Origin of the sequence: Sediminihabitans luteus, assembly GCF_002797595.1 — a bacterium.
Lineage (GTDB): Bacteria > Actinomycetota > Actinomycetes > Actinomycetales > Cellulomonadaceae > Paraoerskovia > Paraoerskovia lutea.
The window spans coordinates 264,217-289,729 of the sequence record NZ_PGFE01000002.1 but is presented as its reverse complement, the minus strand read 5'-3'; the positions used below and the strand labels follow the sequence as shown (position 1 = coordinate 289,729).

Genomic DNA, 25,513 nt, shown 5'->3' with positions numbered 1-25,513 from the left:
GCCCCTACAGGTCGCTCGGCACCCCGACCGCGACGACCTCGCTGAACCCGCCGGGCCAGGTCCGCACGATGCTGAGCGACCCGGGCGGCAGCCGCAGCGAGCTCCAGCGCGCAGGCGGTGCCCCGAGGGCCCGACCGACGACCGCGCGGATCTGCACCGTGTGCCCGACGACCGCGACCGTCGCGCCGGGGTGCGCGGCGACGACCTCCTCGATCGCGGGAGCGACGCGCTCCCCGACGTCCTGGACGCTCTCCCCGCCGGGCGGAGCGTGCGTGCCCGACTCGTACCAGGCCTCAAGTCCCCCGGGCCAGCCCGCGGCGATCTGCGGAGCCGTGAGCGACTCCCAGTCGCCGAACGCGCACTCGGTCAGCCGGTCGTCGGTGCGCACGTGCGCACCGATCCGACGTCCCACGGCCTGCGCGGTCTCATGCGCGCGGGCGAGCGGCGACGCGACGATCGCGGACGCCGTGGGCAGGTCGGTCCAGGCGGTGCGCCCGACGCGACGCACGAGGTCCGCGGCGTGCGCGGCCTGAGCCCGCCCACGCGTCGTCAGCGAGGGCCCCGGGGCGACCGACCCCGAGTAGGCGCCGTCGACCGTGAGCGGCGTCTGGCCGTGCCGCACGAGCAGCAGCGTGGTCGCGAGGGCCGGATCGAACGACCGGCGGGGTCCGCCCCGCGGTGCGGCGAGCGTGGCCGCACGGTCCCCGGCGTCCGCGGTGGCGACGTCGTCCGCCGACCCGGTGCCCTGCGGGGCCGGGTCGCCGGCGAGGTCGGTGCCGCCCCCGGGGTGGTCCCGCACGACGTCGCCGCGCGTGTCCATCGCCTCGTTCGCGAGACGGTCGGCGGCCGCGTTCTCGGCCCGCGGGATCCACGTGTACGTGACGTTCCCGGGGCGGACGACGGCCCTGGCCTCGTCCGCGAGGCGGCGCATGTCGGCGTGCTTGACCTGCCACCGGCCGCTCATCTGCTCGACGACGAGCCGCGAGTCCATGCGCACCTCGATGCGCGCGTCGGGGTCGATCGCGACCGCGGCACGCAGCCCCGCGACGAGGCCCGTGTACTCGGCGACGTTGTTGGTCGTGACCCCGAGGTAGCCCGCACGCTCGGCGAGCACCTCGCCCGTCGCGGCGTCGAGCACGTGCGCGCCGTACCCCGCCGGTCCCGGGTTGCCGCGCGACCCGCCGTCGGCCTCGACGACGAGCACGCGCGGCCCCGTGCCCGTCATCAGGCGTCGGCGTCCAGGCGCACGACGATGTGGCCGTAGTCCTCGAGGCGCACGACCTGGTCCGGCGCGGCCGACGTGATCTCGCGCAGCTCGACGGGCGACAGGTTGACGTTGAGTCCCTCGGCGAACGTGCCCTTGAGCGCGACGACGCCACGGCCGCCGTTCTGCGCGCGCACCTTGTCGTAGAGCGCGAGGAGGCCCGCGTCGATGCCTGCGACGGACGTCTCGCGCTCGGCGGTGACCTGCGCGATCTCGGCGTCGATCACGGCCGCCTCGGCGTCACGCTCGCGCTCGGCGTCGGCCTTGGCGGACTCGAGGTCGGCGTTCGCGCTCTCGAGCTGGCCGAGCGCGACCTCGTGCGCCTCGAGGCGCTCCATGACGTCGAGCTCGACCTCCTCGAGCACCCCCTGGCGGCGGCCGAGGGCCTCGAGCTCGCTCACGAGCGCCTGCGCGTCCTTGGCGCCGACCTGGCCCGAGTCGAGCCGCGCCTGGTCGCGCGCGGCACGCGTGCGCACCTGCTCGACGTCACCCTCGGCCTTGGTCAGCTCGCGACGCAGGTCGGAGGCCGACGTCCGCGACTGCACGAGCGAGGTGTTCAGGTCGGCGATCTGCGCGTCGAGCTCGGCCACGCGAGCGATCGCGGGGAGCGACGCCCGACGGTGCGCGAGCTGCTGCAGGCGGATGTCGAGAGCCTGGACCTCGAGCAGCCGGCGCTGGTCCTCGGGGGGTGCAGTGGTCACAGGGGCGTCCTTTCGATGCAGTTGTGCTCGACCCGGAACGTCCACGGGTCGGTGCTGCGCGTGCTCACGCGCGCCTCAACCGTACCCAGGGGCGCAAGCCGGGTCACGACGTCGCGCGCCGCGACCGCGAGCCACGGCCACTCGCTCGCGAAGTGCGCGGTGTCCACGAGGTAGGGGCGCGCGGGGCCATCGCTCCCCCGGGCCTCGAACGCGGCCCGTTCGCGCAGCTCGGACGCCGGGTGGTGGCGCAGGTCGGACGTGACGTAGACGTCGGCCCCGGCCTCGCGGACGTCGTCGAACAGCGAGTCGCCCGAGCCGCCCACGACCGCGACGGTCTCGACCGTGGCGTCCGGGTCGCCCGCGACGCGCACGCCCTGCACCGTGGCCGGGAGCGTCGCGGCGACGGCCTCGGCGAACGCCCGCAGCGTCGTCGGGCTGACGAGCCGCCCGACACGGCCGATGCCGCGCGCCGGGTCGGCGTCGTGGGGCACGAGTGGGCGCCGGTCGACCAGGCCCAGCAGGTCGGCGAGCGCGTCCGCGACGCCGCCCGGCGCCGAGTCGGCGTTGGTGTGCGCGACGTGCAGCGCGACGCCCTCGCGCACGGCACGGTGCACGAGGGCACCCTTGAACGTGGTCGCCGCGACCGAGTGCACGGGCTTGAGCAGGAGCGGGTGGTGCGTCACGACGAGGTCGGCGCCCCACTCGACGGCCTCGTCGAGCACGGTCTCGACCGGGTCGACCGCGAACAGCACGCGACGCACCGGTTGGGCCGGGTCTCCGGCGACCGTCCCGACCGCGTCCCACCCCTCGGCGGTGCGCGGCGGGTAGAGGTCGTCGAGCGTCGCGACGACGTCGGCGAGGGTCACGGGTCGTCCGGGGGTCTGCACCACCTGGCCAGGGTAGCCCGGGCCGCACCGCCGGCGACGTCACGAACCGCCCCGCCCCACCCTCCTGACGTGCGTGGGCCGTCCAGCCCGGAGGGCCCCGGACGAAGGAGACGATCGTGCACCGACGCCGTATCGCGGCAGCCCTCGCTGCTGCCTCCGCTCTCGTCCTGGTCGCCGCACCGGCCCAGGCGCACCGCACCCCGCCCGCACCGACGCTCGGGTCGCCCAGCGTGGTCACCTCGGGCCTCGCCGGCCCGCTCTCGCTTGCGGTCGACGTGGACGGCACCGTCTACGCGACGCAGGACTTCGGCGGCGACGTCACCGCGATCTCACGGACGGGGAAGGTCCGGACCCTGGCGGGCACGACCGGCGCCTCGGGGGTCTTCGCGTTCGCCGGGTCGCTCGTGTACACGACCACCTCCGAGGCGGGCGCGCTCGTCTCGACGCGCTCACGCTCCGGGACGGTCCGCACCCTCGCGGACGTCGGCGCGTACGAGGCCGCCCACAACCCGGACGGCGCGATGCACTACGGCACGTCCGACCTGCCCGCCGACTGCCTCGCCCAGTGGCCCGAGACCGACCCGGAGAACCCCGAGTCCAGCGTGCCCGAGGCGTCGTACACGGGGCTCGTCGACGCCCACCCGTACGCGAGCGTCTCCGTGCTCGGCACCACGTTCGTCGCCGACGCGGGCGCCAACACGATCTGGAAGATCGACGCGCGCGGCCGCGTCTCGACGCTCGCGGTGCTGCCCGCGGGCTCGATCACGCCGACCGCGGACCAGGCCGAGGCGATGGGCCTGCCGCGGTGCCTCGGCGGGCACACGTACGTCACCGAGTCGGTGCCGACCGACGTCGAGCTCGGCCCCGACGGCTGGCTGTACGTCTCGACCCTGCCGGGCGGTCCCGAGGACGACACGTTCGGCGCGCGGGGCTCGGTCTACAAGGTCAGCCCGTGGACGGGCCGGACCGTGCGCGTCGCGACCGGGTTCCTGGGCGCGACCGACCTCGCGGTGACCCCGACCGGGGACGTGTACGTCGCGGAGCTGTTCGGCGACCGCGTCTCGGTCGTCCGCCGCGGCACGAGCACCCCGGTCCGGGTCATGGACGTGCCGATGCCGGGCGCGGTCGAGTGGACGCCCGGGGCGCTGTACGTCGCCGCGGGCGTGTTCGCCGACGGCCAGGTGCTGCGCGTGCCGCTGCGGTAGCGGCTACTTCGCGTCGGCGTACGACTCCACGGTCGCGACCGTGACCGGGAAGTCCACACCGAACGCGCCGAACAGCAGCCGGCCCGCCTCCGCGGCGGACTCGCGCAGGACGGCGGCGACGTCGTCCGCGAGCGCCGCGGGGGCGTGCACCACGACCTCGTCGTGCAGGAAGTACACCAGGTGCGGCGTGCGCCCGAAGGGGGCGGGCGCCGCACCGGCGGCGTCGGCCGGGGCGAGGGCGTGCAGGCGCCCGCGGAGCGTCGCGAGCCAGCACAGGGCCCACTCGGCGGCGGTGCCCTGGACGACGAAGTTGCGGGTGAAGCGTCCCCAGGCGCGGGTCGTGGTGCGCGCGCGGGACTCGTCGGCGGCGGTCGCGGACTCGTCGAACGCGCCGGACTGCGACGCCTGCCACTCGTCGCCGGGGCGGGGCGAGGTGCGCCCGAGCCGGGTCGTGACGACGTCGCCGGCCTCGCCCGTGCGGGCCGCGGCGTCGACGAGCGCGACCGCATCGGGGTAGGCGGCCGCGAGCCGGGGGCGCAGGACGGCGCTCTGGCCGGTCGTGCCGCCGTACATCGCGCCGAGCACCCCGATCTTGGCCTCGTCGCGCGTCGCGACGGCGCCCGCGTCGACCATGCCCTGGTAGAGGTCGCCGCCGCGGCCCGCGCGCGCCATGCGCTCGTCGTGCGCGAGGCCCGCGAGCACGCGGGGTTCGAGCTGTGCGGCATCGGCGACCACGAGCACCCAGCCGGGGTCGGCGACGACCGCACGCCGCACGCCGTGCGGGAGCTGGAGCGCTCCCCCGCCGCTGGTCGCCCAGCGGCCCGTGACGACCCCGCCGACGACGTAGTCGGGCCGGAACCGCCCGTCGTGCACCCAGGCGTCGAGCCACGACCACCCGTTCGCGGTGTACAGCCGGTAGAGCTTCTTGTACTCGAGCAGCGGCGCGACGACGGGGTGGTCGACGCTCTCGAGCTCCCACTGGCGGGTCGAGGTCACGGGCACGCCCGCGTAGCCGAGCGCGCGCAGCAGGTGCGGCGCGGAGTCGGGGTTGAGGTCGGGGGCGTCGAGCGCGTCGCGGATCCGCACCGCGAGCGCCTCGAGACGGGCCGGACGCACGCCGAGGCGCGGCCGCGGGCCGAGCGCGTCGGTCAGGATCGCGTCGTGCACGGCGGCGTCCCACGGCAGGCCCGCGTGGCGGATCTCGGCGGCCACGAGCGCCCCGGCGGACTCGGCGGCCACGAGCAGCCGCAGGCGGGCGCTCGCGCCGGGCTCGCCGGACGCCGTGGCGAGCACGTCGAGCTGGGCGCGCAGCTCGGCGACGGGGTCGAGCTCGGCCGGGACGTCGCGCGGGACGTCGATGTCGAACAGCGCGTCCGGGGCGGGGGTCGCCGGGACGGCGTCGGGCAGCAGGGGCTCGAGCGCGTCCCACGGCCCGGGCTCCTGCGCCGCCCACGCGCTGCGGGCCGTCCAGGCGCTCGCCCGCAGGATGCGTCGCGCCAGGCGCAGGTCGTGGCAGCGCTCGACGCGTACGCCCGCCGCGAGTAGGCGTGGGTACCAGCGGGTCGTGTCGTGCCACACCCAGCGCGGTCGATCGGCCTCCAGGTCGCGGACGACGGCCGCGAGCCTCGCGTCCTGGTCGCCGGGACCCCCGCCGGGGGCCACGAGCACGTCCGGACCTGCCGCGGTGCCGTCGTCCGACAGCAGGACGACGCGCAGCGTGCCCGGGGGCGGGGTCTGCGGGTCGGTGGCCGGGTTGGCAGCGGCGGGGGTGACAGGGGTGAAGGAAGGAACGGCGGGGGTGACAGCGGCGAGGACGGCGAGCACGCCCCAGTCTCCCCCGCCCCACTGACACGGGGCCGGCGCGCCCCGGAGGGCGCGACGCTCAGTGCTGCGTGTACGAGGACAGGAAGTTCCCCAGCCTCTCGATCGCGGTCGTGAGGTCCGACGCCCACGGCAGGGTCACGATGCGCAGGTGGTCCGGGTCGGGCCAGTTGAACCCCGTGCCCTGCGTGAGCAGGATCTTCTCCTGCAGCAGCAGGTCGAGGACGAGCTGCTCGTCGTCCTTGATCGGGTACACCTCGGGGTCCAGCTTCGGGAAGATGTACAGCGCGGCCTTGGGGGTCACGGCCGAGACGCCCGGGATCTTCGCGAGCGCGTCGACCGCGGCGTCGCGCTGCGCGAGCAGCCGGCCGCCGGGCAGGATCAGCTCGTTGATCGACTGGTAGCCGCCGAGCGCGACCTGGATCGCGCTCTGCGCGGGCACGTTGGGGCACAACCGCATCGACGCGAGCAGGTTGAGGCCCTCGACGTAGCTCTGCGCGTGCGCGGTCGGGCCGGTCATGACCATCCAGCCGGCCCGGTACCCGCAGACCCGGTACGCCTTCGACAGGCCCGAGAACGTGAGCGTCAGGACGTCGGCGGCGACCGCCGCCGTCGAGGTGTGCTGCGCGCCGTCGTACAGGATGCGGTCGTAGATCTCGTCCGACATCAGGATCAGGCCGTGCTCGCGCGCGAGCGCCGCGATCTTGCGCAGGTGCTCGGGCGAGTACACCGCGCCCGTCGGGTTGTTCGGGTTGATCACGACGATCGCCTTGGTGCGGTCCGTGATCTTCGAGGCGATGTCCTCGATGTCAGGGTTCCAGCCGTCCGACTCGTCGCACATGTAGTGCACCGGCTCGCCGCCCGCGAGCTTCGTGACCGCCGTCCACAGCGGGTAGTCGGGCGTCGGGACGAGCACCTCGTCGCCGTTGTTCAGCAACGCCTGGAGCGAGAGCTGGATGAGCTCGGAGACCCCGTTGCCGAGCCACACGCGGTCGACGTCGAGGTCCGGGAACCCCGGGCGGTCCTCGTACGCGCTGACGACGGCGCGGCGCGCCGACAGGATGCCCTTGGAGTCCGAGTAGCCCTGCGACGTGGGCAGCGCCGCGATCATGTCCTGCAGGATCGTGTCGGGCGCGTCGAAGCCGAACGGCTGCGGGTTGCCGATGTTGAGCTTGAGGATCTTGTGGCCGTCGCGCTCGAGCTGGGCTGCGCGCGCCGCGACGGGGCCGCGGATGTCGTAGAGGACGCCGCGGAGCTTTGCTGACTGTTCGACGGGTTGGATCATCGACGTATCGTCGCACGGACCCGAGGTGCGCCGCGGCGCACGCGAACGGCGGTGTCGCCCCGCGCGAGCGACTGACATCCTTGGTCGTGCACCTCACCGTGCGACGCACGCCCGCCCCGGTCGTCGACCCCGCCCGCACAAGGAGTCCGTCATGCCGCTCGTCACCGTCCAAGGCCACGCCGTGCGCCACGTCCCTGCGGAACGAGGCACCGTCCACGTCCGGATCAAGGCCACGGCGGACGACACCCGCAGCCCGCGGGAGCGCGCGGACAGCGCCTTCGGTGCCGTCGCGTCGCTCGCCGCGTCCGCGGTCGCCGACGGTGCGGCGACCTGGTGGGGTGCCGACGGCGTCGTCACCTGGTCGGCCACGCAGTGGCACAAGCCCAGCGCGCACGTCGACGGGGTCTACCTCGACCGTCACCACGCAGCCGCGTCGATCGACGTGAAGTTCTCGGACGTCCCGCGCCTGCACGCGTTCGTCCTCGACGTGCACCAGGTGCCCGACGCGCGCGTCCATCGGGTCGAGTGGACCCTCACGGAGGCCACACGTCGCGACGCGCTCCGGGCGACGCGCACAGGTGCGGCGCTCGACGCACGATCCCGGGCCGAGGCGTACGCCGGAGCCCTCGGGCTCTCGGAGGTCGCGATCGTCCACCTGTACGACGAGGGCCTGCGTCCAGGACTCGCGCGCGGTGCCGCCGAGACAGGCGTCGGCGCCCGCAACGGCGTCGGCTCAGGAGGTGACACGGGTGACCTCGCGCTCCACCCCGACCAGATCAGCGTCACCACCGTGGTCACGGCCGACTTCGAGGTGCGGTGACGAGGTTCCGGTCTCCGCGCCCCGGGGCGGCCGACGACTCCCGGAGGCGGTGATGGTGGGCCCGGAGGGACTCGAACCCCCGACATCCACGGTGTAAGCGTGGCGCTCTAACCAGCTGAGCTACAGGCCCTGGCAGCGCGCCATGCTACCGGGTCGCGCGCGGGTGCGGACGCGCCGTCCGCGACGCGTCACAGCGTCGCGAGCGCCTCGCGGTACCCGTCGAGGTCGCGGGCCACCCCGGGTTCGGTGACGACGGACCAGCGCACCACGCCGTCCGACAGCAGGAAGCTGCCGCGGCCGGCACGCCCGCGCGTGGCGTCGAACACGCCGAAGGAGCGCGCGGCGTCGCCGTGCGGCCAGAAGTCCGAGAGCAGCTCGAAGTCGAAGCCCTGCTGCTCCGCCCACGCGCGCAGCGAGAAGACGGGGTCGCACGAGACCCCGAGCAGCGTCACGCCCGCGGCCTCGAAGTCCTCGAGGTTGTCCCGCAGCTCGCACAGCTCGCCCGTGCAGATGCCCGAGAAGGCGAACGGGAAGAAGACGACCATCACGGGTCCCTCGACGTCCGCGAGGCGCACGGGGGTGCCGTGCGTGTCGGGGAGCGTGAGGTCCGGGGCGGGGTCGCCGACGGTCAGGGGTTCGTCGGGGGCGTCAGCGCCCACGCCGCGTCCCGAGCTTGGTCGCGTTCCACTCCGGGGCGATCGAGAACGTGCTCATGGCGTGCAGGCCGGCCGTCGTCGAGGCCTCCTGGACCTCGCCGTGCGGCACGTGGCCGCCGCGGCCGGGCTTGAGCGTGAGGATCCAGATGGCGCCGCCGTCGTCGAGCACGGTCTGCACGTCGACGAGCATGTCGGTGAGGTCGCCGTCCTCCTCGCGCCACCACACGATCACACCGTCGGTGACGTCGCCGTAGTCCTCGTCGACGAGCTCCCCGCCGACGACCTCCTCGATCGCGGCGCGCAGGGCGTCGTCGACGTCGTCGGCCCAGCCGAACTCCTGGATGACCTGCCCCGTCGTGAACCCGAGCCTGCTCGCGTCGCGCGGGTCACCGTCCGTTGCCACAGTGTGCCTCGTCCTCTCCTCGTCCTGGGAGCCCGCGAGACCGCGGTTCCCTTGAGTCGCAAAGGTAGCCCACGGCCCCGTCCGCTGCCTCACCTGACCGGTGTGTCACACAGATCACGCCCTCTTGACCAAGGTTTGGTGTGACTTCCACGTCCGATCGGAACAGAATGGGGAAACCACTGTCGTCATGGTCGACGCGCGGGATCGCCCCGGTGCCCGGTCGTGCACGGTGGTATCCGAGGCGAGCACCGTGGGACACACCGCGTCCTGCACCGTTCCGAACGAGACAAGAGGGTTACTGGTGGCTTCATTCGACGAGACCGGACCGCTGATCAACGGTCTGCTCAGCCAGGTTCCGGACATCGACCCGTCCGAGACGAGCGAGTGGGTCGAGTCGCTCGACGGCCTGATCGACGACCGTGGCGGGCCCCGCGCGCGCTACGTCCTCCTCAACCTGCTCAAGCGTGCCCGGGAGCGCAACGTCGCGATCCCGACGTCCGTCAACACCCCGTACGTCAACACCATCGGCGTGCACGAGGAGCCGTACTTCCCCGGCGACGAGGTGCTCGAGCGCCGCTACCGCAGCTGGAACCGCTGGAACGCCGCCGTCATGGTGACGCGTGCGCAGCGCCCCGGGATCGGGGTCGGCGGGCACATCTCGTCGTACGCGTCGGTCGCGACGCTCTACGAGGTGGGCCTCAACCACTTCTTCCGCGGCAAGGACCACCCGGGTGGCGGCGACCAGGTCTACTTCCAGGGCCACGCCTCCCCCGGCGTGTACTCGCGCGCGTTCCTCGAGGGCCGGCTCAGCGCCGAGCAGCTCGACGGGTTCCGCCAGGAGAAGTCGCACGCCGGCGGCGGCCTGCCGTCGTACCCGCACCCGCGGCTCATGCAGGACTTCTGGGAGTTCCCGACGGTCTCGATGGGCCTGGGCCCCGCGTCCGCGATCTACCAGGCGTGGACCAACAAGTACCTGCACAACCGCGGGATCAAGGACACGAGCCAGCAGAACGTGTGGGCGTTCCTCGGCGACGGCGAGATGGACGAGCCCGAGTCGCGCGGCATGCTCCAGCTCGCGGCGCAGCAGGGCCTGGACAACCTGAACTTCGTCGTCAACTGCAACCTGCAGCGCCTCGACGGCCCCGTGCGCGGCAACGGCAAGATCATCCAGGAGCTCGAGGCGTTCTTCCGCGGCGCGGGCTGGAACGTCATCAAGGTCATCTGGGGCCGCGAGTGGGACACCCTGCTCAACGCCGACAAGGACCGCGCGCTCGTCAACCTGATGAACACGACCCCGGACGGCGACTACCAGACGTACCGGGCCGAGAACGGCGCGTTCATCCGCGAGCACTTCTTCGGTCGCGACCCGCGCACCAAGCAACTCGTCGAGAACATGACCGACGACGACATCTGGAACCTCAAGCGCGGCGGCCACGACTACCGCAAGCTCTACGCGGCGTACGCGGCGGCGACGGCCCACACGGGCCAGCCGACCGTGATCCTGGCGCACACGGTCAAGGGCTACGGCCTCGGGTCGACGTTCGCGGGCCGCAACTCGACGCACCAGATGAAGAAGGTCGGGCTCGAGGACCTCAAGAAGCTCCGCGACTCGCTGCGCATCCCGATCACGGACGCCGAGCTCGAGGCCAACCCGTACGAGCCGCCGTACTACCACCCGGGCATGGACGCGCCCGAGATCAGGTACATGCTCGACCGCCGTCGTCAGCTCGGCGGGTTCGTGCCCGAGCGTCGCTCCGCGCCGAACCAGGTCGCGCTGCCGCCCGCCTCGACGTACGACGTGCTCAAGAAGGGCTCGGGCAAGCAGGAGATCGCCACGACGATGGCGTTCGTCCGGCTGCTCAAGGACCTGATCCGCGACAAGGAGTTCGGCAAGCGCGTCGTGCCGATCATCCCGGACGAGGCCCGCACGTTCGGCCTGGACTCGATCTTCCCGAGCGCGAAGATCTTCAACACCCAGGGCCAGAACTACCTCGCCGTGGACCGTGAGCTCATGCTGAGCTACAAGGAGTCCGAGGCCGGGCAGATCCTGCACACCGGGATCAACGAGGCCGGCTCCGCGGCGGCGTTCCAGGCCGTCGGCACGTCCTACGCCACGCACGGCGAGGTCATGGTGCCGTTCTACATCTTCTACTCGATGTTCGGCTTCCAGCGCACGGGCGACCAGTTCTGGGCCGCGGGCGACCAGCTCACGCGCGGGTTCATCATGGGCGCGACCGCGGGCCGCACGACGCTCACGGGCGAGGGCCTGCAGCACGCCGACGGCCACTCGCCGCTCATCGCCGGCACCAACACCGCGATCGTCCAGTACGACCCGGCCTACGGCTACGAGATCCGGCACATCGTGCGCGACGGCATCGAGCGCATGTACGGCGAGGGCACGGACGGCCGCGACGCGCAGGGCCGCGAGCAGGACGTCATGTACTACCTCACGGTGTACAACGAGCCCATGGTCCAGCCGGCCGAGCCGGAGGACGTCGACGTCGAGGGCATCCTGCGCGGCATCCACCGCGTCTCGGTGTCGGACGTCGAGGGTCCCAAGGCCCAGATCCTGGCCTCGGGCGTGGGTGTCCCGTGGGCGCTCGAGGCGCAGGAGCTCCTCGCGCAGGACTGGGGCGTCTCGGCCGACGTGTGGTCGGTCACGAGCTGGAACGAGCTGCGCCGCGACGGCCTCGCCGCCGAGCGCCAGGCGTTCCTGCACCCCGAGGCCGAGCCGCGCGTGCCGTACCTGACGGCCAAGCTGCAGGGCGCCGAGGGTCCGTTCGTCGCGACGAGCGACTACGACCACCTCGTGCCCGACCAGGTGCGCCAGTGGGTCCCGGGCGACTACGCGGTGCTCGGCGCCGACGGTTTCGGGTTCTCGGACACGCGTGCGGCGGCCCGTCGGTTCTTCAACATCGACGGCCCCTCGACCGCGGTGCGCGTGCTCCAGCAGCTCGTCAAGCAGGGCAAGGTCGACGCGGCCGTCCCGGCGCAGGCGATCGAGAAGTACCGTCTGCACGACGTCAACGCCGGCACGTCGGGCAACGCGGGCGGCGACAGCTGACCCGCGCCTGACGCCGGACGCACGACGGCCCCGCACCCACCAGGGTGCGGGGCCGTCGTCGTCCCGGCTGAAGCTCAGGTGGTGAAGAGCTCAGGCGGTGCAGGGCTCAGGCGGTACCGGGCTCAGGCGGTACCGGGCCTCAGGCGTGCGGTCCGGTCTGCGCGCCGGCCCGCGCGATCGCCTGCTCGAGCTCGGCGCGGATCGGCGCGACCTCGCCCTGGTCGGGGTACAGGTCCAGCGAGCCGAGGTGGTGCTTGGCGTCGAACGGCCGGTCGGCCTCGAGCGCGGCGAGCACGATCTGCCGGCCTGCCTCGGGCACGTGCTCGCGCGCGCGCCAGTGCCCGACCCCGAGCCCGAGCGCCTCGACGGGCTGCCCCGCGTCGCGCAGCACGGCGATCGCGGCGACGAGCGCGCGGCCGGTCGGCTCCCGCTCGGCGGCGGTGGTCAGACGGCGAAGCGCGCCCTCGGGGTCGTCGTGCAGCGAGAGCCGGCCGAGCTCGACGAGCGGGTACCACCCGCGCGGGTTGCCGGCGAGCTCCTCCGCGAGCGACCAGACGGCGAGCTCGGCGGCCCGCTCCTTCTCCTGCTCGTCGACGGGCGCGGCGAGCGGGTCGTCGGACGAGTGGCTCTCGGCCGCGCGCCGGCGCACGATCTCGGCGAGCGCCCCGAAGGCCTCGGCGTTGTTCGGGTCGTCCACGAGCATGGCCCGCAGGGAGTCCTCGTGCACGGTGTCCCCTCTCCGCTCGCCCGTCGTCGGACGGCGGGATCCCACCGTCGACGCCGTCGAGGTGCGTCGTATGAGCTGTCTCAACCGGGGCATCAGGGCCATGCCTGCCACCCTATCCGGGGTGTCCAGGATGGGGTCGGCACCCCGCGCCCGCACGTCGGGGACGCACTGCGCTGCCCGTCGTCCGCCACCGCGGAGTTGTGGACTCCCCACAACCGCGCCCCGGTATGCTCACGCTGTGACGACCACGGGCATCGGCGAGAACCTGCAACGCGTGCGCGACGGCAACGGCATGCTGACGGCGGCCGCGCTGCGCCGCCTCGACGAGGACCTCGCCTGGTACCGGGCGCTGCCCGCGGAGGACCGCTCCTGGATCGGGCTGGTCGCGCAGTCCGGCATCTCGGCGTTCACGTCCTGGTACGCCGACCCGGCGCGCCCGCCGCACGGGGTCAACGAGATCTTCGCGACCGCGCCGTCCGAGCTCACGCGCTCGATCTCGCTGCAGCACACGCTCCAGCTCGTGCGGATCGTGGTCGAGGTCGTCGAGGAGTACAGCGACCGCCTCGCGGCGCCCGGCAACGAGCGCGACCTGCGCGAGGCCGTGCTGCGGTACTCGCGCGAGGTCGCGTTCTCGGCCGCCGAGGTCTACGCGCGCGCCGCCGAGGTGCGTGGCGCGTGGGACGCCCGGCTCGAGGCGCTCGTGGTCGACGCGCTGATCCGCGGCGACGGCGACCACTCGCTGCGCTCGCGCGTCTCGGCGCTCGGCTGGGGCGGGCGCGGGCACACCCTGGTCATGGTCGGCACCACGGAGACGCCGCTCGACGAGCTGCGCACGGCCGAGCTGCGCCGCGCGACGCGCCGCGCGGCGGGCGACGCGCTCGTGGGCATCCACGGCGACCGCGTCGTGCTCGTGCTGGGCGGCGAGGGCGACCTGCAGGCCGCCGCGGCGAGCCTGCTGCCCCGGTTCGGGCCCGGCCCGGTCGTGATCGGCCCGACGGTCGCGGGCCTCGACGAGGCCGCCCGCTCGGCGCAGGCCGCGCTCGCGGGGCTCGCCGCCGCCCCCGCCTGGCCGCAGGCGCCGCGCCCCGTGCTCGCCGACGACCTCCTGCCCGAGCGCGTGCTCACGGGCGACACGACCGCGCGCCGCACGCTCGTCGCGCAGGCCTACCGCCCGCTCGAGGAGTCGACCGGCTCGATCCTCGAGACGCTCTCGGCGTACCTCGGCACGGGGCGCTCGCTCGAGGCGGCCGCACGCACCCTCTACGTGCACCCGAACACGGTGCGCTACCGCCTGCGCAAGGTCTCGGAGATCACCGGGTGGGACCCGCTCGACGCGCGCGAGTCGTTCGTGCTGCAGGTCGCGCTCGCGCTCGGCCAGCTCGCGCACACGCGCTGACGTCGCCGGGCCGCTTGTAGGGTCCGGACAAACGCCCTGCGCAACCTTGGTGGGCGTCGTGACGTCTCAGGATCGGCGCGACGGGGCAGAGTGGACACGTGCTCGCCGTCGTCTGCCCTGGACAGGGCTCCCAGTCCCCCGCCATGTTCGCCCCCTGGCTCGAGCTGCCGGGCGTCCCGGACCAGCTCGCCCGGCTGTCGCAGGCCGCGGAGATCGACCTCGTGGCCCACGGCACGACGTCGGACGCCGACACGATCCGTGACACCGCGGTCGCGCAGCCGCTGCTCGTCGCGGCGTCGCTCGTCGCCGCCGCGCAGCTGTTCGGCGACCGCCCCGCCGCCGACGTGGTCGACGTGACCGCGGGCCACTCGGTCGGCGAGCTCGCCGCCGCCTCGGTCGCGGGCGTGTTCGACGACGCGGGCGCGGTCGCGCTCGTCTCGCACCGGGCCCGCGCGATGGCGCAGGCCGCCGCGGCCGCCGAGTCCGGCATGGCGGCCGTCGTCGGGGGCGACCCCGCCGAGGTGCTCGCCGCGATCGAGGCCGCCGGCCTGTGGCCCGCCAACGTCAACGGCGGCGGCCAGGTCGTCGCCGCCGGCGCGCACGACGGCCTCGCACGTCTCGCCGAGGACCCGCCCGCCCGCGCCCGCGTGATCCCGCTGCAGGTCGCCGGCGCGTTCCACACGCCGTTCATGGACTCCGCGCGCGACGCGTTCACCCCCGTCGCGACCGGCTGGGCCGCGACCGACCCGAGCGTGACCCTGCTGTCGAACGCGGACGGCGCGTCGTACGCCACGATCGCGGGCGACGCCTCGCCCCACGGGCGCGGTGCCGACGTCCTCGCGCGCCTCGCCGCGCAGGTCGTCGCGCCCGTGCGCTGGGACCTGTGCCAGGAGACGCTGCTCGAGCTCGGTGTCACCGGCCTCGTCGAGCTCGCCCCCGGCGGCGTGCTGACCGGGCTCGCGCGCCGCACGCTCAAGGGCGTCGAGACCGTCGCGATCAAGACCCCGGACGACCTCGAGGCCGCGCGCGACCTCGTCGCCCGGCACTCCGGCGTCCGACCGGAGGCCGACGCGTGACCCGCGCGACCATCACCCAGGCCCAGCCCACCCGGTACTCGCGGATCCTCGCGGTCGGCGGGGTGCGCGGCGAGCAGGTCGTGACCAACGACGACGTCGCCGGGCCGATCGACTCGTCCGACGAGTGGATCCGCCAGCGCACCGGCATCGTCACGCGCCGCCGCGCGGGCGACGACGTCGACGTGCTCGACCTCGCCGAGGGCGCCGCGCGCATCGTGCTCGAGCGTGCCGGTCTGACCGGTGCGGACGTCGACACCGTGATCGTCGCGACCTCGACGCACCAGCACCAGACGCCGTCCGCCGCCGCGATCGTCGCCGACCGGGTCGGGGCCAACCCCGCCGCCGCGTACGACGTGTCGGCCGCGTGCGCCGGGTACACGTACGCGATCGCCCAGGCCGACGCGCTCGTGCGCTCGGGCGCCGCGCAGCACGTGCTCGTGATCGGCGCCGAGAAGATGAGCGGGTTCGTCGACCCGACCGACCGCACCATCTCGTTCCTGCTGGGCGACGGCGCGGGCGCGGCCCTCGTCGGCCCGTCCGACACCCCGGGCATCGGCCCGACCGTGTGGGGCTCCGACGGCTCCAAGCACACCGCGATCCGCCAGACCCACGCCTGGGACGCCATCAAGGACGACCCGAGCCTCGGCTACCCCACGCTGCGGCAGGACGGCCCCACGGTCTTCAAGTGGGCCAGCTTCCAGATGGCGCCCGTCGCCGCCAAGGCGCTCGCCGAGGCCGGCGTGAGCGCCGACCAGATCCAGGCGTTCGTCCCGCACCAGGCCAACATGCGGATCATCGACCAGATGATCAAGCAGCTCGGGCTGCCCGAGACCGTCGCGATCGGCCGTGACATCGCCGACACCGGCAACACCTCGGCCGCCTCGATCCCGCTCGCGATGGACCGCCTCGTCGCCGAGGGCCAGGTCGCCAGCGGCGACCTCGCGCTGCAGATCGGCTTCGGGGCGGGCCTCGTGTTCGCAGCGCAGGTCGTGGTGATCCCCTAGCCGCACGACCCGGGCGGCGCGTCCCGACGTTCCGCTCCCCCGCACGACCCCGTACTGTTCCATCCGACCGACCGAAACGCACCGGACCCCCCGGCGCACACCCCGAAGGAGAACCCCATGGCTGCCACCGAGCAGGAAGTCCTCGCCGGCCTCGCCGAGATCGTGTCCGAGGAGACCGGTCTGCCGACCGACGCCGTCCTCCTCGAGAAGTCCTTCACCGACGACCTCGACATCGACTCGCTGTCGATGATGACGATCGTCACGCACTGCGAGGACAAGTTCGACGTCCGCATCCCCGACGAGGACGTCAAGAACCTCACCACGGTCGGCGACGCCGTCAGCTACATCACCAAGGCCCAGGCCTGACCCAGCCGGGCTCGCCCGCACGGTCGGGGCCCGCGTTCGCCCGCGGGCCCCGGCCGACCCCCCACACCTTCCGCACGACCCCTCAGGAGCCGTCATGAGCACCGTCCGCGACGTCGTCGTCACCGGCCTCGGAGCCACCACCCCGCTCGGCGGGGACGTGGACTCGACCTGGGCCGCCGCGCTCGCCGGCGAGTCCGGCGCCCGCACGCTCGAGAACGACTGGGCCGAGAAGTACGGCATCCCCGTGACGTTCGCGGCGCAGATCAAGGTCGCTCCCGACCAGGTGCTCCCCCGGCCCGAGATCAAGCGCATGGACCCCTCCGCGCAGTACGCGATCATCGCGACGCGCGAGGCCTGGGCCGACGCGGGCAGCCCCGAGGTCGACCCCGAGCGCCTCGGCGCGGTCGTGTCGTCCGGCATCGGCGGCATCTGGACCACGCTCGACGCCTGGGACACCCTCCAGGAGCGCGGCGCGCGCCGCGTGCTGCCCATGACCGTCCCCATGCTCATGCCGAACTCGCCGACCGCCTACGTCGAGCTCGAGATCGGCGCGCAGGCCGGCGCCCACGCGCTCGTCTCCGCGTGCGCCTCGGGCGCCGAGGCCATCGGCTACGGCATCGAGATGATCCGCTCGGGCCGTGCCGACGTCGTCGTCGCCGGCGGCACCGAGGCCGCGCTGCACCCCATGCCGCTGGCCGCGTTCGCCGCCTCGCGCACGCTCTCGCTGCGCAACGACGACCCGCAGGGCGCCTCGCGCCCCTACGACTCCGACCGTGACGGGTTCGTGCTCGGCGAGGGCTCGGGCATCGTCGTGCTCGAGAGCGCCGAGCACGCCGCCGCCCGCGGCGCGCGCGTGTACGCCCGCCTGGCGGGCGTGGGCCTGAGCTCCGACGCCTACCACATCACCTCCCCGGACCCCGACGGCCGCGGGCAGATCGCCGCGATGCGCCGGGCCGTCGAGAACGCCGGGATCGGCTACCAGGACGTCGTGCACCTCAACGCGCACGCGACCTCGACCAAGGTCGGCGACCTCACCGAGACGCGCTCGGTGCGCACCCTGCTCGGGAGCGACGCCGACCACGTCGCGCTCTCCGCGACCAAGTCCATGACCGGCCACCTGCTCGGCGGCGCCGGCGCCCTCGAGACCATCTTCACGATCAAGGCGCTCGCGGACCGCAAGGCCCCGCCGACGATCAACGTCGCGAACCCCGACCCGGAGCTCGACCTCGACCTCGTGCGCGACGTGCCCCGCGACCTGCCCGCGGGCGACGTCGCGGCGATCAACAACTCGTTCGGGTTCGGCGGCCACAACGTCGCGCTCGTGGCGACGTCCGTCTGACCCTACCGGCGCACGGCCCGCCGGCCGTGCGCCGGTACGACGAAGCCCGGCGACCGATCACGGTCGCCGGGCTTCGTCGTACCCAGGGAGGTCGCGGGCGCTCAGCCCACGCGGTGCAGCCAGCGCACCGGGGCACCCGCCCCGGCGTAGCGGAACGGCTCGAGCTCGTCGTCCCACGACTTGCCGAGGGCGAGGTGCAGCGCCTCGCGCATGGCCCGCGGGTCGTGCGCGTGCTCGAGCGCCGCCCGCACCCTGTCCTCGGGCACGACGACGTTGCCGTGCACGTCGGTCACGGCGTGGAAGATCCCGAGCTCGGGCGTGTGCGACCAGCGGGCGCCGTCGGCGCCGTGGCTGGCCTCCTCGGTCACCTCGTAGCGCAGGTGGTCCCAGCCGCGCAGGGCGGACGCGAGGCGCGCGCCGGTGCCCTGGGCGCCCTGCCACGAGTGCTCGGCACGGAAGTGTCCGGGCGCGGCAGGCTGCTCCGTCCAGTCGAGCGTGACTCGTGCGCCCAGCACGTTGCCGGCCGCCCACTCCATGTGGGGGCACAGCGCGCGGGGCGCAGAGTGCACGAAAAGTACACCGCGGGTGATCGCAGCAGACATGGTCGTCCTCCCTAGGGTCGAGGTCCGTCTTCCCCAACGTCCTCAGGTCCTGCGGGAGAGCGCCACCGGCCGCTGACCGTACGGTGTGCTCCTGACATGCTGACACGAGCCACCGACATCCCGCACGGCGAACCGTCAGGTCGGACGTCGCGCGGCCGCCTGCGGCAGCTCACGGCGGGTCCCGGCGATGCGGTGGAGGGCGGCTCGGCCCGGTGGGTCAGAGCTGCGAGCGCAGCTCGCGCATGGCCTTTTTGCGCACCGACTTCTCGAGCCGGTCGAGGTAGAGCATGCCGTCGAGGTGGTCGGTCTCGTGCTGCAGGCAGCGCGCCATGAGCTCGGTGCCCTCGACCACGACCTTCCTGCCGTCCAGGTCGGTTCCCTCGACGCGCGCGTACCAGGCGCGGTGCGTGGGGTACCACAGGCCCGGCACGGAGAGGCAGCCCTCCTCGCCGTCCTGGTACTCGTCCTCCGAGAGGTCGACGATGCGCGGATTGAGCACGTACCCGATCTCGTCGTCGATGTTCCAGGAGAACGCGCGCAGGTTCACGCCGATCTGGTTCGCCGCGAGGCCGGCACGGCCGTCGTGGTCGACCGTCTCGAGGAGGTCGTCGACCAGGGAGCGCACGCGGTCGTCGATCACGGTGATCTCTTCGCACGGGGTTCGCAGCACGGGGTCGGGGATCGTCCGGATCTCTCGCATCGCCATGCGCGTATTGTTCCACGACCCGCCGGGCCCCGGGGCGCTGCGTGCACACCCCGGGGACCCGGAGGCGTCACATGCGGGCGAAGCGCGCGCGGGCGAACGAGTAGACGCCGTAGGCGGCGATGCCCACGCCGGTCGCGATGAGCAGGAACTGCCCGAACGGCTGCTCGCCGATCGTGCGCAGCGCGTCGTCGAGACCGCCCGCCTTCTCGGGGTCGGCCGTCACGGCCGCGGCGACGAACAGGCCGCCGAGCACGCCGAGCGCGATGCCCTTGGCGATGTAGCCGACCTGCCCGAGTCGCACGACGGCGGTGCCGACGTGGCGACCGCCCGTGCCCCGCAGGTCCTCGAGGAACTTCTTGCGCCAGCCCTTGACGACGTGGAACACGCCCACGCCCACGATCACGAGGCCGACCACGCCGATCGCGACACGGCCCGCGGTGCTGCCCATGAGGTCGGCCGTGAGGCTCTCCTGCTTCGAGCCACCGCCGCTCGTGCTGCCGCCCGAGGCGTACCGGAACGCGGTCCACGCGAGGAACCCGTACAGCACGGCCTTCGAGATCGCCTTGACCCGGTCCATGGTGCGGTCCTTGGGGTCGGCGGAGCGGCCGCCCGCGATCGCCTCGGTGACCTGCCACACCGCGAGCGCGACGAAGCCGACCACGGCGGCCCACAGCGCCGCGACGCCGCCCGGCGTGCTCGCGATCTCCTGGAACGCCCCGCTCTGGTCCGCGTTCTTGCCGCTCGATCCCATCGCCACCTTGATCGCGATCCACCCGACGAGCAGGTGGACGAGGCCCGAGGCGACGTAGCCCACCCGGGCGAGCGTCGTCAGGGCCTTGCTGTCGTTCGCGCTGCGTGCCGCGCTGCTGGGGGTCGTGCTGGAGCCGGTGGGCACCCTGACATCACTCCTTCGTCCGGTCGGCGTCTCCGACCTGATCCGGAAGTGTGGCAGGGGCGTGCGGGACTGGCATCCTGTGCGGGTGACGTCACACCCCGGGCCGTTCCACGGCCTCCTCGCCTACCCGGTCACGCCCCTGGCCGCGGACGGCGCCCCCGACCTTCGCGCCCTGGCCGACCTCGTCGCGGGCGCGCTGGACGCCGGGGCGGACGCCGTGACCGTGCTCGCGTCATCGGGCGCGGGGACGTCGTTCGACCGGTCCGAGCGGGACCTGGTCGTGCGCGCCGCGGTCGCGGCCGCCGCGTCGGCCCCCGTGCACGTCGCGGTGAGCGCGCCGACGACGCGCGACGTCGTGCGGTTCGGCCGCGACGCGGTCGACGCCGGCGCGGCGGGCCTCCTGATCGCGCCCTTCGCGTACGGGCCGCTGGTGGACGACGAGGTCGAGGCGCACGTGCGGGCGCTGTGCGACGCCACGGCCGCGCCCGTGTGCTTCTACAACAAGCCGCTGCAGACCGGCTACGACCTGACGCCCGAGTTCTTCGCCCGTCTGGTGCGCGAGACCACGGTGCACGCGGTCAAGGACCCGGCGACGCTCCCAGCCCGGCCCCGGGGCAGGGCCGCGGCACTGCGGGCCGCGCTGGCGTCGTCCGACGTCACGGCGTCCGTGGGTCTGAGCATGGACGTCGCCCTGCTCGACGACGCCGAGGCGGCCGATGCGTGGCACACGGGGCTGGCCGCGCTCGCCCCCGTCGAGTACGTCGCGGTCCGGCGGGACCGGGTCGACGGGACCGAGCACGCCGTGGAGGCGCGCCGATGGCTCCTGGCGGTCGCGACCGCGCTCACCGCGATGCGGCCGCTCGGCGGCCTGCACGCCCTCGCGGAGCTGCTGGGCACGCCCGCGGGCGCCCCCCGCGGGCCCGCGCTCGCCGCGACCCGTGCACAGGTCGACGTGCTGCGCGACCTCGTCGCGCAGCGCCCGACCTGAGGCCCAGGCACCCGCTCGGCCGCGGGAGGGGCCCTCAGGACGCCTCGGTGGGCAGGTCCGTCGGGCGCGCGCTCGCGCGCAGCGTGTCCATCACCGCGTGCTCGACGAGCACGGGGACGAAGTCGCGGACGGTCGCGTCCCCGTGGCGGCCCAGCTCGGCCCGCACCTGCTCCCGTACGTCCTGCGGCGACACGTCGGGGAACCGCGCGTGCACCCGCGCGACGACGTCCTCGATCTCCTGCGACTCGTGCTCGGCGTCCATGCCCCGATGATGCGGCACGACGGGTGACGTCACCACACCCGGCAGGTGAACACTCGCCCCGACCGGGACACGGCCCGACGGCCAGGCCGCACCTGCGCCTCCCCTAGGCTGCTCCCCATGACCCGCACGCGCGCTCTCGTCCTCCTGGCCCTGCCCGTCTGCCTCGCGCTCGGTGGGTGCGCCTCCGAGACGCCCGCGGAGGACGGCGGCGCGACCCCGGCACCTCCGGTCGGCGACGTGTACGACGACGTACGGGCGGCGCTCGACTGCGACGACCGCATCCCGATCGACGAGCCGATCGACGGCGTCCTCGACGGGGAGATCTGCATGCCGGAGGGACTGCGGCCCGTCAACGTCTACCAGCTCACCGACGACTCGGACGCGACGCTCGACGCGGCACAGTCCGTTCTCGCCGAGGGTCTCGACCCCGACGACGCCGCGGCGCGCTCGATCGACCTCCCGGACGGCGTCCTGGTGATCCCGCAGGACACCCTGCAGCTCGACGACGTGCGCGCGCTGCTCGCAGGGATCTCGTAGGGCAGGTGGGGCTTGAACCCACGACCGACGGATTATGAGTCCGCTGCTCTGACCGGCTGAGCTACTGCCCCTCGGGCGCCGAGCATACCTGCGTCACCGCCTGCGCAGCGCCATGCGCCGCGCACGCTCTGCGACCTGCGCCCGCAGCGTCGCGAGGTCGTCGAGGAACTCGTCGGCGTGCTGCACGAGCATCATGAGCCGGCCCTCGTCGCGCTCGACCCACTCGACCTCGCGCTCGAGCGTGTACCGGTTCTCGACGACGAACAGCGAGCGTTCGACCCCCGTGACGTGCATCTGCCACTGGAGCTGGTCCCAGTAGCGGCCGCGTGCCGCCCGTAGCGGGAGCACCGACGTCTTGATCTCCGCGACCGCGTCCGGTCCGATCCCGTCGGGCGTCGCGAGGTGCGCCTCGTCGTGGCCGTGGCACAGGAACGCGTTGGGGGCGATGCCGAACTCCGCCTCGACCCACGCGGCGATCACGGGCTCGCGCTCGCGGCCGTGCGCGTAGCCCCAGAACTCCGGGTCCGACGACCCGAAGACCTTCTTCTCGAGCAGGCCCTGACGCTGCGCGCTCGGGACGCCGTCGCGGCGCACGATCTTCGAGCAGTCCGTCGCCGTGACGCCCGCCCGCCGCGCCTCGAGCCAGGCCGGGCGGTCGTGCGAGCCCAGCGGGGCGCCGTCCGCTCCCGTGCGGAACCGGACGGGGCGTGCCGCGACCCGCGCGGGCCCCACCTCGGTCGCTGTCACCCCGCGAGGATAGCCGCGACGTCCGACGACGGCGGGGACGTCCCGCGCTACGGTGACCGCATGTCGATCTTCCGCCGCGCCGCGCTGCCCGACGACGTCCGCCGCGTGGTGCCTCCGGGCGACCGGGCCCTGGCGGCCGCCGCGCTCGACGGGGGCGGCTGGGTCGTCGCGACGCGCGAGCTCCTGTGCGTCGTCCACGACGCGGCCGACCCCGCGGTGCGCCGCGCGTGGTCGGACGTCGACCGGGCGGGCTTCGACCCCCGCGAGGCCGAGCTCACGGTCGAGTGGGTCGACGGCGCGCCGCCACTGACGCTGCGGCTCGCGTCGCCCGTGAGCTCGCGCGTGCCGCAGGTGCTGCGCGAACGGGTGCAGTCGTCCGTCGTGCTCGCCGAGGTGCTGACGCTCGCGCACGGGCGTCGCGTCAAGGTCGCGGTGCGGCGCGGGCGGGGCGGCACGCTGTTCTCCCAGGTCCAGGCCGACCCGGGCGTCGACCTGGACGACCCCGAGGTCCTGGCACGCGTCGACGCGGCCGAGGCGAGGGTGCGCAGCGCGTCCGGACTACCCCGCTGAACCTGATAGAGTTTCCTCCGGTTCGACGCCCACCGGGAACGGTGCCGTGTCGAGTCGTACGGTCCCGCGTAGCTCAGTTGGCAGAGCATCCGACTGTTAATCGGACGGTCGTTGGTTCGAGTCCAACCGCGGGAGCCGCGACAGCCCCGGAACCCCTGGTTCCGGGGCTGTTCTCGTTCCCGGGCGCCCGCCGCGCCCCTAGGATGGGCGGCGTCCCACCCCTCGCCCAGAACGGAACACCGTGATCGACTTCGACAGCACCGCGTTCGTCCGCCTCTCGGAGTGGAAGCTCGACTCCGCCGAGAAGGCGCTCCAGGACGTCCTGATCGACGGCGAGGTCATCGAGCTCGCGTTCAACAGCCAGCGCGACTCGGTCACGTTCACCGACAAGCGCATCGTCGCGCTCAACGTGCAGGGCATGACCGGCACCAAGAAGGCGTACACCTCGCTCCCCTACGCCAAGGTCCAGGCCTTCGCGGTCGAGACGAACGGCACGACCGACCTCGACGCCGAGCTCGTGCTGTGGTTCAGCCACCTGGGCCGTGTCGCGTTCCAGTTCTCGCGCGGCGTGGACATCCACCAGATCAGCGCGCTCATCGCGACGCACGCGCTCTGACCCGCGCACCGGGCGCCGCGCCGGTCAGAACCCCTCGCCGCCCGCGAGGTCGGTCGAGAACCGGCGCGCGCGCCCTTCGCCCAGCACCGACGGCGGCACCGCGCGCGAGCGCACGGGACGCCCGAGGGTCCGGGCGATCGCGGCGTCGAGGCCGGCACGGTCCGCGGAGCCCCCGGCGTCCATGACGACGTCGAGCGCGATCGCGCCGTCCGCGCCCTGGTGCAGCTGCCACGCCGCCGCACCGTAGGACTGCAGGATCTGGGTCGCGTCCACCGCCGCGACCCAGGTCCCGTCCTCACGGGCGTAGCGCACCGCGGCGCGCCCCTCCAGGTCGTGCAGCTCGACGCGCGTCGACCCGTCGACCACCCGCACGACGCGGCGCGCCCGGTCCCCCGTCCGGTAGCGCAGCAGCGGCAGGTACGGGTTCTCGTCGGTCGTGACGACCACCTCGCCGAGGGTCCCGTCGGGGACCGGCCGCCCCGCGTCGTCGAGCACCTCGACCCACACGTGCCCCGGGACGACGACGAACGGACCGTCGTCGGTCCGGGCGGCGACCGAACCGGTCTCGGTGAGCCCGTACAGGTCGACGACGGGCACGCCCCAGGTCCGCTCGACGCGCGCGCGCGCCGCCGGTGTCAGGTGCGCGGCGCCGCTGACCACGGCCACCGGGTGCAGGTCGAGGTCGAGGTCCGCGAGCGCCAGCAGCGCGAGCGGGGTGCTGCTCAGCACCTGGGGGTCGAGCTCGGACAGGTACGTCGCCCGGTCGTCGGGCGAGTCCCAGCCGCTCGGGTCCAGGTTGACGCGGGCCATGGACGGCGCCGGCTGCCCGAGGGCGCGGCGCAGGCCCGTCATCGCCGACGCGTACGTGTAGGCGTGCCGCTGGTCGAGCAGGTTGACCAGGCCGAGCCGTCCGTCGACCGGCGCCCAGCTCACGCCCGCCCGCTCGACGAGGTGCTGCACGAGACGCAGGTCCTGGACGAGGAACACCGGGTGCAGCGGCAGCGTGATCGCCGCACCCGTGCTGCCCGAGCTCGTCCCCTCGAGCACACGGTCGAGCGGCACGTCGACCGGGACGAACGACGCAAGGTCGGTGCGCAGGTCGTCACGCGTCACCGGCACGAGGTCCTGCAGGGCGACGACGTCACCACGGCGCGCGGCCGGGGTGCGCCGGTACCGCGGGACGACGGCGTGCGCACGGGCCACGAGCGCCGTGACCCAGTCCGGCAGCGCGTGCGCCGGTGACGCCTCCTCGTCACGGAGCCGGGCGTCGTACGCGTCCAGCGTCGGGAGGTCGTCGGCCACGAGGCGGTCCCCGGTCGCGTGGCGCCAGCGCGGCGCGGCGCGGTGGCGGCGCACGTCGTCGAGCGCACCGGCCCCCGCGGCGTCGAGCAACGGCCAGCGCTCGGCGTCGTCGAGGGCGATCGAGGCTCCCGGGACGTACTCCGCGAGGGCGGGGTCGAGCCCGAGGGCCGGGTCGAGCACCGGGTCGGGTGAGGGCACCGCGTCGGGTGAGGGCCCGGAGGACGGGCCGGTCGGGACGTCGTCCACCGCGTCGCTCATGGTTCTCCGGTCAGGT

General features: G+C 73.9%; 26 protein-coding genes and 3 tRNA genes. 13 read left to right on the top strand and 16 right to left on the bottom strand.

Going from position 1 to position 25,513, the window contains the following annotated elements; genetic code table 11:
* Window positions 1–4: 4 nt before the first annotated feature.
* Genes CLV28_RS07365 through CLV28_RS07355 form a run of 3 tightly spaced genes read right to left on the bottom strand, consistent with a single transcriptional unit; the run spans window position 5 to window position 2,855 of the window.
* A complete protein-coding gene (locus tag CLV28_RS07365) occupies window positions 5–1,225 on the bottom strand; it encodes a bifunctional RNase H/acid phosphatase (protein ID WP_100422671.1) in 1,221 nt (406 codons plus the stop codon).
* Window positions 1,225–1,965, bottom strand: a complete 741-nt coding sequence (locus CLV28_RS07360; RefSeq protein WP_100422670.1) for a zinc ribbon domain-containing protein — start codon at window positions 1,963–1,965, stop codon at window positions 1,225–1,227. Before CLV28_RS07360 ends, CLV28_RS07365 begins: the two co-directional genes overlap by 1 nt.
* The gene (locus CLV28_RS07355) at window positions 1,962–2,855 is read right to left on the bottom strand and encodes a Nif3-like dinuclear metal center hexameric protein (protein WP_239073093.1); all 894 of its coding nucleotides are present in this window, start codon (window positions 2,853–2,855) and stop codon (window positions 1,962–1,964) included. The genes CLV28_RS07360 and CLV28_RS07355 overlap by 4 nt, the downstream gene beginning before the upstream one ends.
* A 113-nt stretch (window positions 2,856–2,968) precedes the next feature.
* Between CLV28_RS07355 and CLV28_RS07350 the strand changes: the two genes are divergently transcribed.
* Complete coding sequence (locus CLV28_RS07350) at window positions 2,969–4,057, top strand: ScyD/ScyE family protein (RefSeq protein WP_157802560.1); 1,089 nt, start codon at window positions 2,969–2,971, stop codon at window positions 4,055–4,057.
* A gap of 3 nt (window positions 4,058–4,060) precedes the next feature.
* Here CLV28_RS07350 and CLV28_RS07345 read toward each other — a convergent pair whose 3' ends face one another.
* Together CLV28_RS07345 and CLV28_RS07340 are read right to left on the bottom strand one after the other, a co-directional pair.
* A complete protein-coding gene (locus tag CLV28_RS07345) occupies window positions 4,061–5,725 on the bottom strand; it encodes a bifunctional 3'-5' exonuclease/DNA polymerase (RefSeq protein ID WP_373314240.1) in 1,665 nt (554 codons plus the stop codon).
* 214 nt (window positions 5,726–5,939) lie between these two features.
* Window positions 5,940–7,163 carry a pyridoxal phosphate-dependent aminotransferase gene (locus tag CLV28_RS07340; RefSeq protein WP_100422668.1) on the bottom strand — a complete coding sequence of 408 codons (1,224 nt, stop codon included), beginning with the start codon at window positions 7,161–7,163 and terminating at the stop codon, window positions 5,940–5,942.
* 151 nt (window positions 7,164–7,314) lie between these two features.
* Between CLV28_RS07340 and CLV28_RS07335 the strand changes: the two genes are divergently transcribed.
* The gene (locus CLV28_RS07335) at window positions 7,315–7,983 is read left to right on the top strand and encodes an SIMPL domain-containing protein (RefSeq protein WP_100422667.1); all 669 of its coding nucleotides are present in this window, start codon (window positions 7,315–7,317) and stop codon (window positions 7,981–7,983) included.
* A 53-nt stretch (window positions 7,984–8,036) separates the two neighbouring features.
* On the opposite strand, the gene CLV28_RS07330 is transcribed toward CLV28_RS07335, so the two are convergent.
* The 3 genes from CLV28_RS07330 to CLV28_RS07320 all read right to left on the bottom strand — a co-directional run bounded on the left by CLV28_RS07330 (window position 8,037) and on the right by CLV28_RS07320 (window position 9,042).
* Window positions 8,037–8,113, bottom strand: a tRNA-Val gene (locus CLV28_RS07330).
* A 58-nt stretch (window positions 8,114–8,171) separates the two neighbouring features.
* Window positions 8,172–8,642, bottom strand: coding sequence for a peroxiredoxin (locus tag CLV28_RS07325; protein ID WP_100422666.1), 471 nt, complete (start codon window positions 8,640–8,642; stop codon window positions 8,172–8,174).
* Complete coding sequence (locus tag CLV28_RS07320) at window positions 8,632–9,042, bottom strand: DUF3052 domain-containing protein (RefSeq protein ID WP_100422665.1); 411 nt, start codon at window positions 9,040–9,042, stop codon at window positions 8,632–8,634. Before CLV28_RS07320 ends, CLV28_RS07325 begins: the two co-directional genes overlap by 11 nt.
* 301 nt (window positions 9,043–9,343) lie before the next feature.
* Between CLV28_RS07320 and aceE the strand changes: the two genes are divergently transcribed.
* Window positions 9,344–12,106 carry a pyruvate dehydrogenase (acetyl-transferring), homodimeric type gene (gene aceE, locus CLV28_RS07315; protein WP_100422664.1) on the top strand — a complete coding sequence of 921 codons (2,763 nt, stop codon included), beginning with the start codon at window positions 9,344–9,346 and terminating at the stop codon, window positions 12,104–12,106.
* A 139-nt stretch (window positions 12,107–12,245) separates the two neighbouring features.
* Here aceE and CLV28_RS07310 read toward each other — a convergent pair whose 3' ends face one another.
* A complete protein-coding gene (locus CLV28_RS07310) occupies window positions 12,246–12,935 on the bottom strand; it encodes a hypothetical protein (protein ID WP_100422663.1) in 690 nt (229 codons plus the stop codon).
* A gap of 190 nt (window positions 12,936–13,125) precedes the next feature.
* On the opposite strand from CLV28_RS07310, the gene CLV28_RS07305 reads away from it, so the two are divergent.
* From CLV28_RS07305 to CLV28_RS07285, 5 genes are all read left to right on the top strand, one after another.
* Entirely contained in the window at window positions 13,126–14,229 is a 1,104-nt protein-coding gene (locus CLV28_RS07305; protein ID WP_239073108.1) for a PucR family transcriptional regulator, read from the top strand.
* Between the two features lie 98 nt (window positions 14,230–14,327).
* Window positions 14,328–15,305 carry an ACP S-malonyltransferase gene (locus CLV28_RS07300; protein WP_100422661.1) on the top strand — a complete coding sequence of 326 codons (978 nt, stop codon included), beginning with the start codon at window positions 14,328–14,330 and terminating at the stop codon, window positions 15,303–15,305.
* The gene (locus CLV28_RS07295; protein ID WP_100422660.1) at window positions 15,302–16,309 is read left to right on the top strand and encodes a beta-ketoacyl-ACP synthase III; all 1,008 of its coding nucleotides are present in this window, start codon (window positions 15,302–15,304) and stop codon (window positions 16,307–16,309) included. The genes CLV28_RS07300 and CLV28_RS07295 overlap by 4 nt, the downstream gene beginning before the upstream one ends.
* A gap of 117 nt (window positions 16,310–16,426) precedes the next feature.
* Entirely contained in the window at window positions 16,427–16,675 is a 249-nt protein-coding gene (locus CLV28_RS07290) for an acyl carrier protein (RefSeq protein ID WP_100422659.1), read from the top strand.
* Between the two features lie 94 nt (window positions 16,676–16,769).
* Complete coding sequence (locus CLV28_RS07285) at window positions 16,770–18,014, top strand: beta-ketoacyl-[acyl-carrier-protein] synthase family protein (protein WP_100422658.1); 1,245 nt, start codon at window positions 16,770–16,772, stop codon at window positions 18,012–18,014.
* Window positions 18,015–18,115: 101 nt separating this feature from the next.
* Here the strand turns inward: CLV28_RS07285 and CLV28_RS07280 are convergent, their stop codons facing one another.
* The 3 genes from CLV28_RS07280 to CLV28_RS07270 all read right to left on the bottom strand — a co-directional run bounded on the left by CLV28_RS07280 (window position 18,116) and on the right by CLV28_RS07270 (window position 20,217).
* Window positions 18,116–18,616, bottom strand: coding sequence for a DUF3145 domain-containing protein (locus tag CLV28_RS07280; protein WP_100422657.1), 501 nt, complete (start codon window positions 18,614–18,616; stop codon window positions 18,116–18,118).
* 217 nt (window positions 18,617–18,833) lie between these two features.
* Window positions 18,834–19,322 (bottom strand): peptide deformylase, encoded by a 489-nt coding sequence (gene def / locus CLV28_RS07275; RefSeq protein ID WP_100422656.1) that lies wholly within the window; start codon window positions 19,320–19,322, stop codon window positions 18,834–18,836.
* Between the two features lie 67 nt (window positions 19,323–19,389).
* Window positions 19,390–20,217, bottom strand: coding sequence for a DUF1206 domain-containing protein (locus tag CLV28_RS07270; protein WP_100422655.1), 828 nt, complete (start codon window positions 20,215–20,217; stop codon window positions 19,390–19,392).
* A gap of 85 nt (window positions 20,218–20,302) precedes the next feature.
* Here CLV28_RS07270 and CLV28_RS07265 point away from each other — a divergent pair, with 85 nt between their 5' ends.
* On the top strand, window positions 20,303–21,205 hold the full coding sequence (locus CLV28_RS07265; RefSeq protein WP_157802559.1) for a dihydrodipicolinate synthase family protein: 903 nt from the start codon (window positions 20,303–20,305) through the stop codon (window positions 21,203–21,205).
* 34 nt (window positions 21,206–21,239) lie between these two features.
* On the opposite strand, the gene CLV28_RS07260 is transcribed toward CLV28_RS07265, so the two are convergent.
* Window positions 21,240–21,467 carry a three-helix bundle dimerization domain-containing protein gene (locus CLV28_RS07260; RefSeq protein ID WP_100422654.1) on the bottom strand — a complete coding sequence of 76 codons (228 nt, stop codon included), beginning with the start codon at window positions 21,465–21,467 and terminating at the stop codon, window positions 21,240–21,242.
* A 117-nt stretch (window positions 21,468–21,584) separates the two neighbouring features.
* On the opposite strand from CLV28_RS07260, the gene CLV28_RS07255 reads away from it, so the two are divergent.
* Window positions 21,585–22,004 (top strand): hypothetical protein, encoded by a 420-nt coding sequence (locus tag CLV28_RS07255; protein WP_100422653.1) that lies wholly within the window; start codon window positions 21,585–21,587, stop codon window positions 22,002–22,004.
* Here the strand turns inward: CLV28_RS07255 and CLV28_RS07250 are convergent.
* Together CLV28_RS07250 and CLV28_RS15490 are read right to left on the bottom strand one after the other, a co-directional pair.
* Window positions 22,002–22,075: transfer RNA gene (locus CLV28_RS07250), tRNA-Ile, on the bottom strand. The two genes, CLV28_RS07255 and CLV28_RS07250, sit on opposite strands and share 3 nt — an antisense overlap.
* Before the next feature lie 22 nt (window positions 22,076–22,097).
* Window positions 22,098–22,751 carry a YqaJ viral recombinase family protein gene (locus CLV28_RS15490; RefSeq protein WP_157802558.1) on the bottom strand — a complete coding sequence of 218 codons (654 nt, stop codon included), beginning with the start codon at window positions 22,749–22,751 and terminating at the stop codon, window positions 22,098–22,100.
* Between the two features lie 60 nt (window positions 22,752–22,811).
* Here CLV28_RS15490 and CLV28_RS15485 point away from each other — a divergent pair, with 60 nt between their 5' ends.
* The 3 genes from CLV28_RS15485 to CLV28_RS07235 all read left to right on the top strand — a co-directional run bounded on the left by CLV28_RS15485 (window position 22,812) and on the right by CLV28_RS07235 (window position 23,937).
* On the top strand, window positions 22,812–23,321 hold the full coding sequence (locus CLV28_RS15485; protein WP_157802557.1) for a hypothetical protein: 510 nt from the start codon (window positions 22,812–22,814) through the stop codon (window positions 23,319–23,321).
* Between the two features lie 62 nt (window positions 23,322–23,383).
* Window positions 23,384–23,456, top strand: a tRNA-Asn gene (locus CLV28_RS07240).
* 106 nt (window positions 23,457–23,562) lie between these two features.
* Window positions 23,563–23,937: a PH domain-containing protein gene (locus tag CLV28_RS07235; protein WP_100422651.1), complete on the top strand. Its 375-nt coding sequence runs from the start codon at window positions 23,563–23,565 to the stop codon at window positions 23,935–23,937.
* 24 nt (window positions 23,938–23,961) lie between these two features.
* Here the strand turns inward: CLV28_RS07235 and CLV28_RS07230 are convergent, their stop codons facing one another.
* Window positions 23,962–25,497, bottom strand: a complete 1,536-nt coding sequence (locus CLV28_RS07230) for an AMP-binding protein (RefSeq protein ID WP_100422650.1) — start codon at window positions 25,495–25,497, stop codon at window positions 23,962–23,964.
* Window positions 25,498–25,513: the final 16 nt, after the last annotated feature.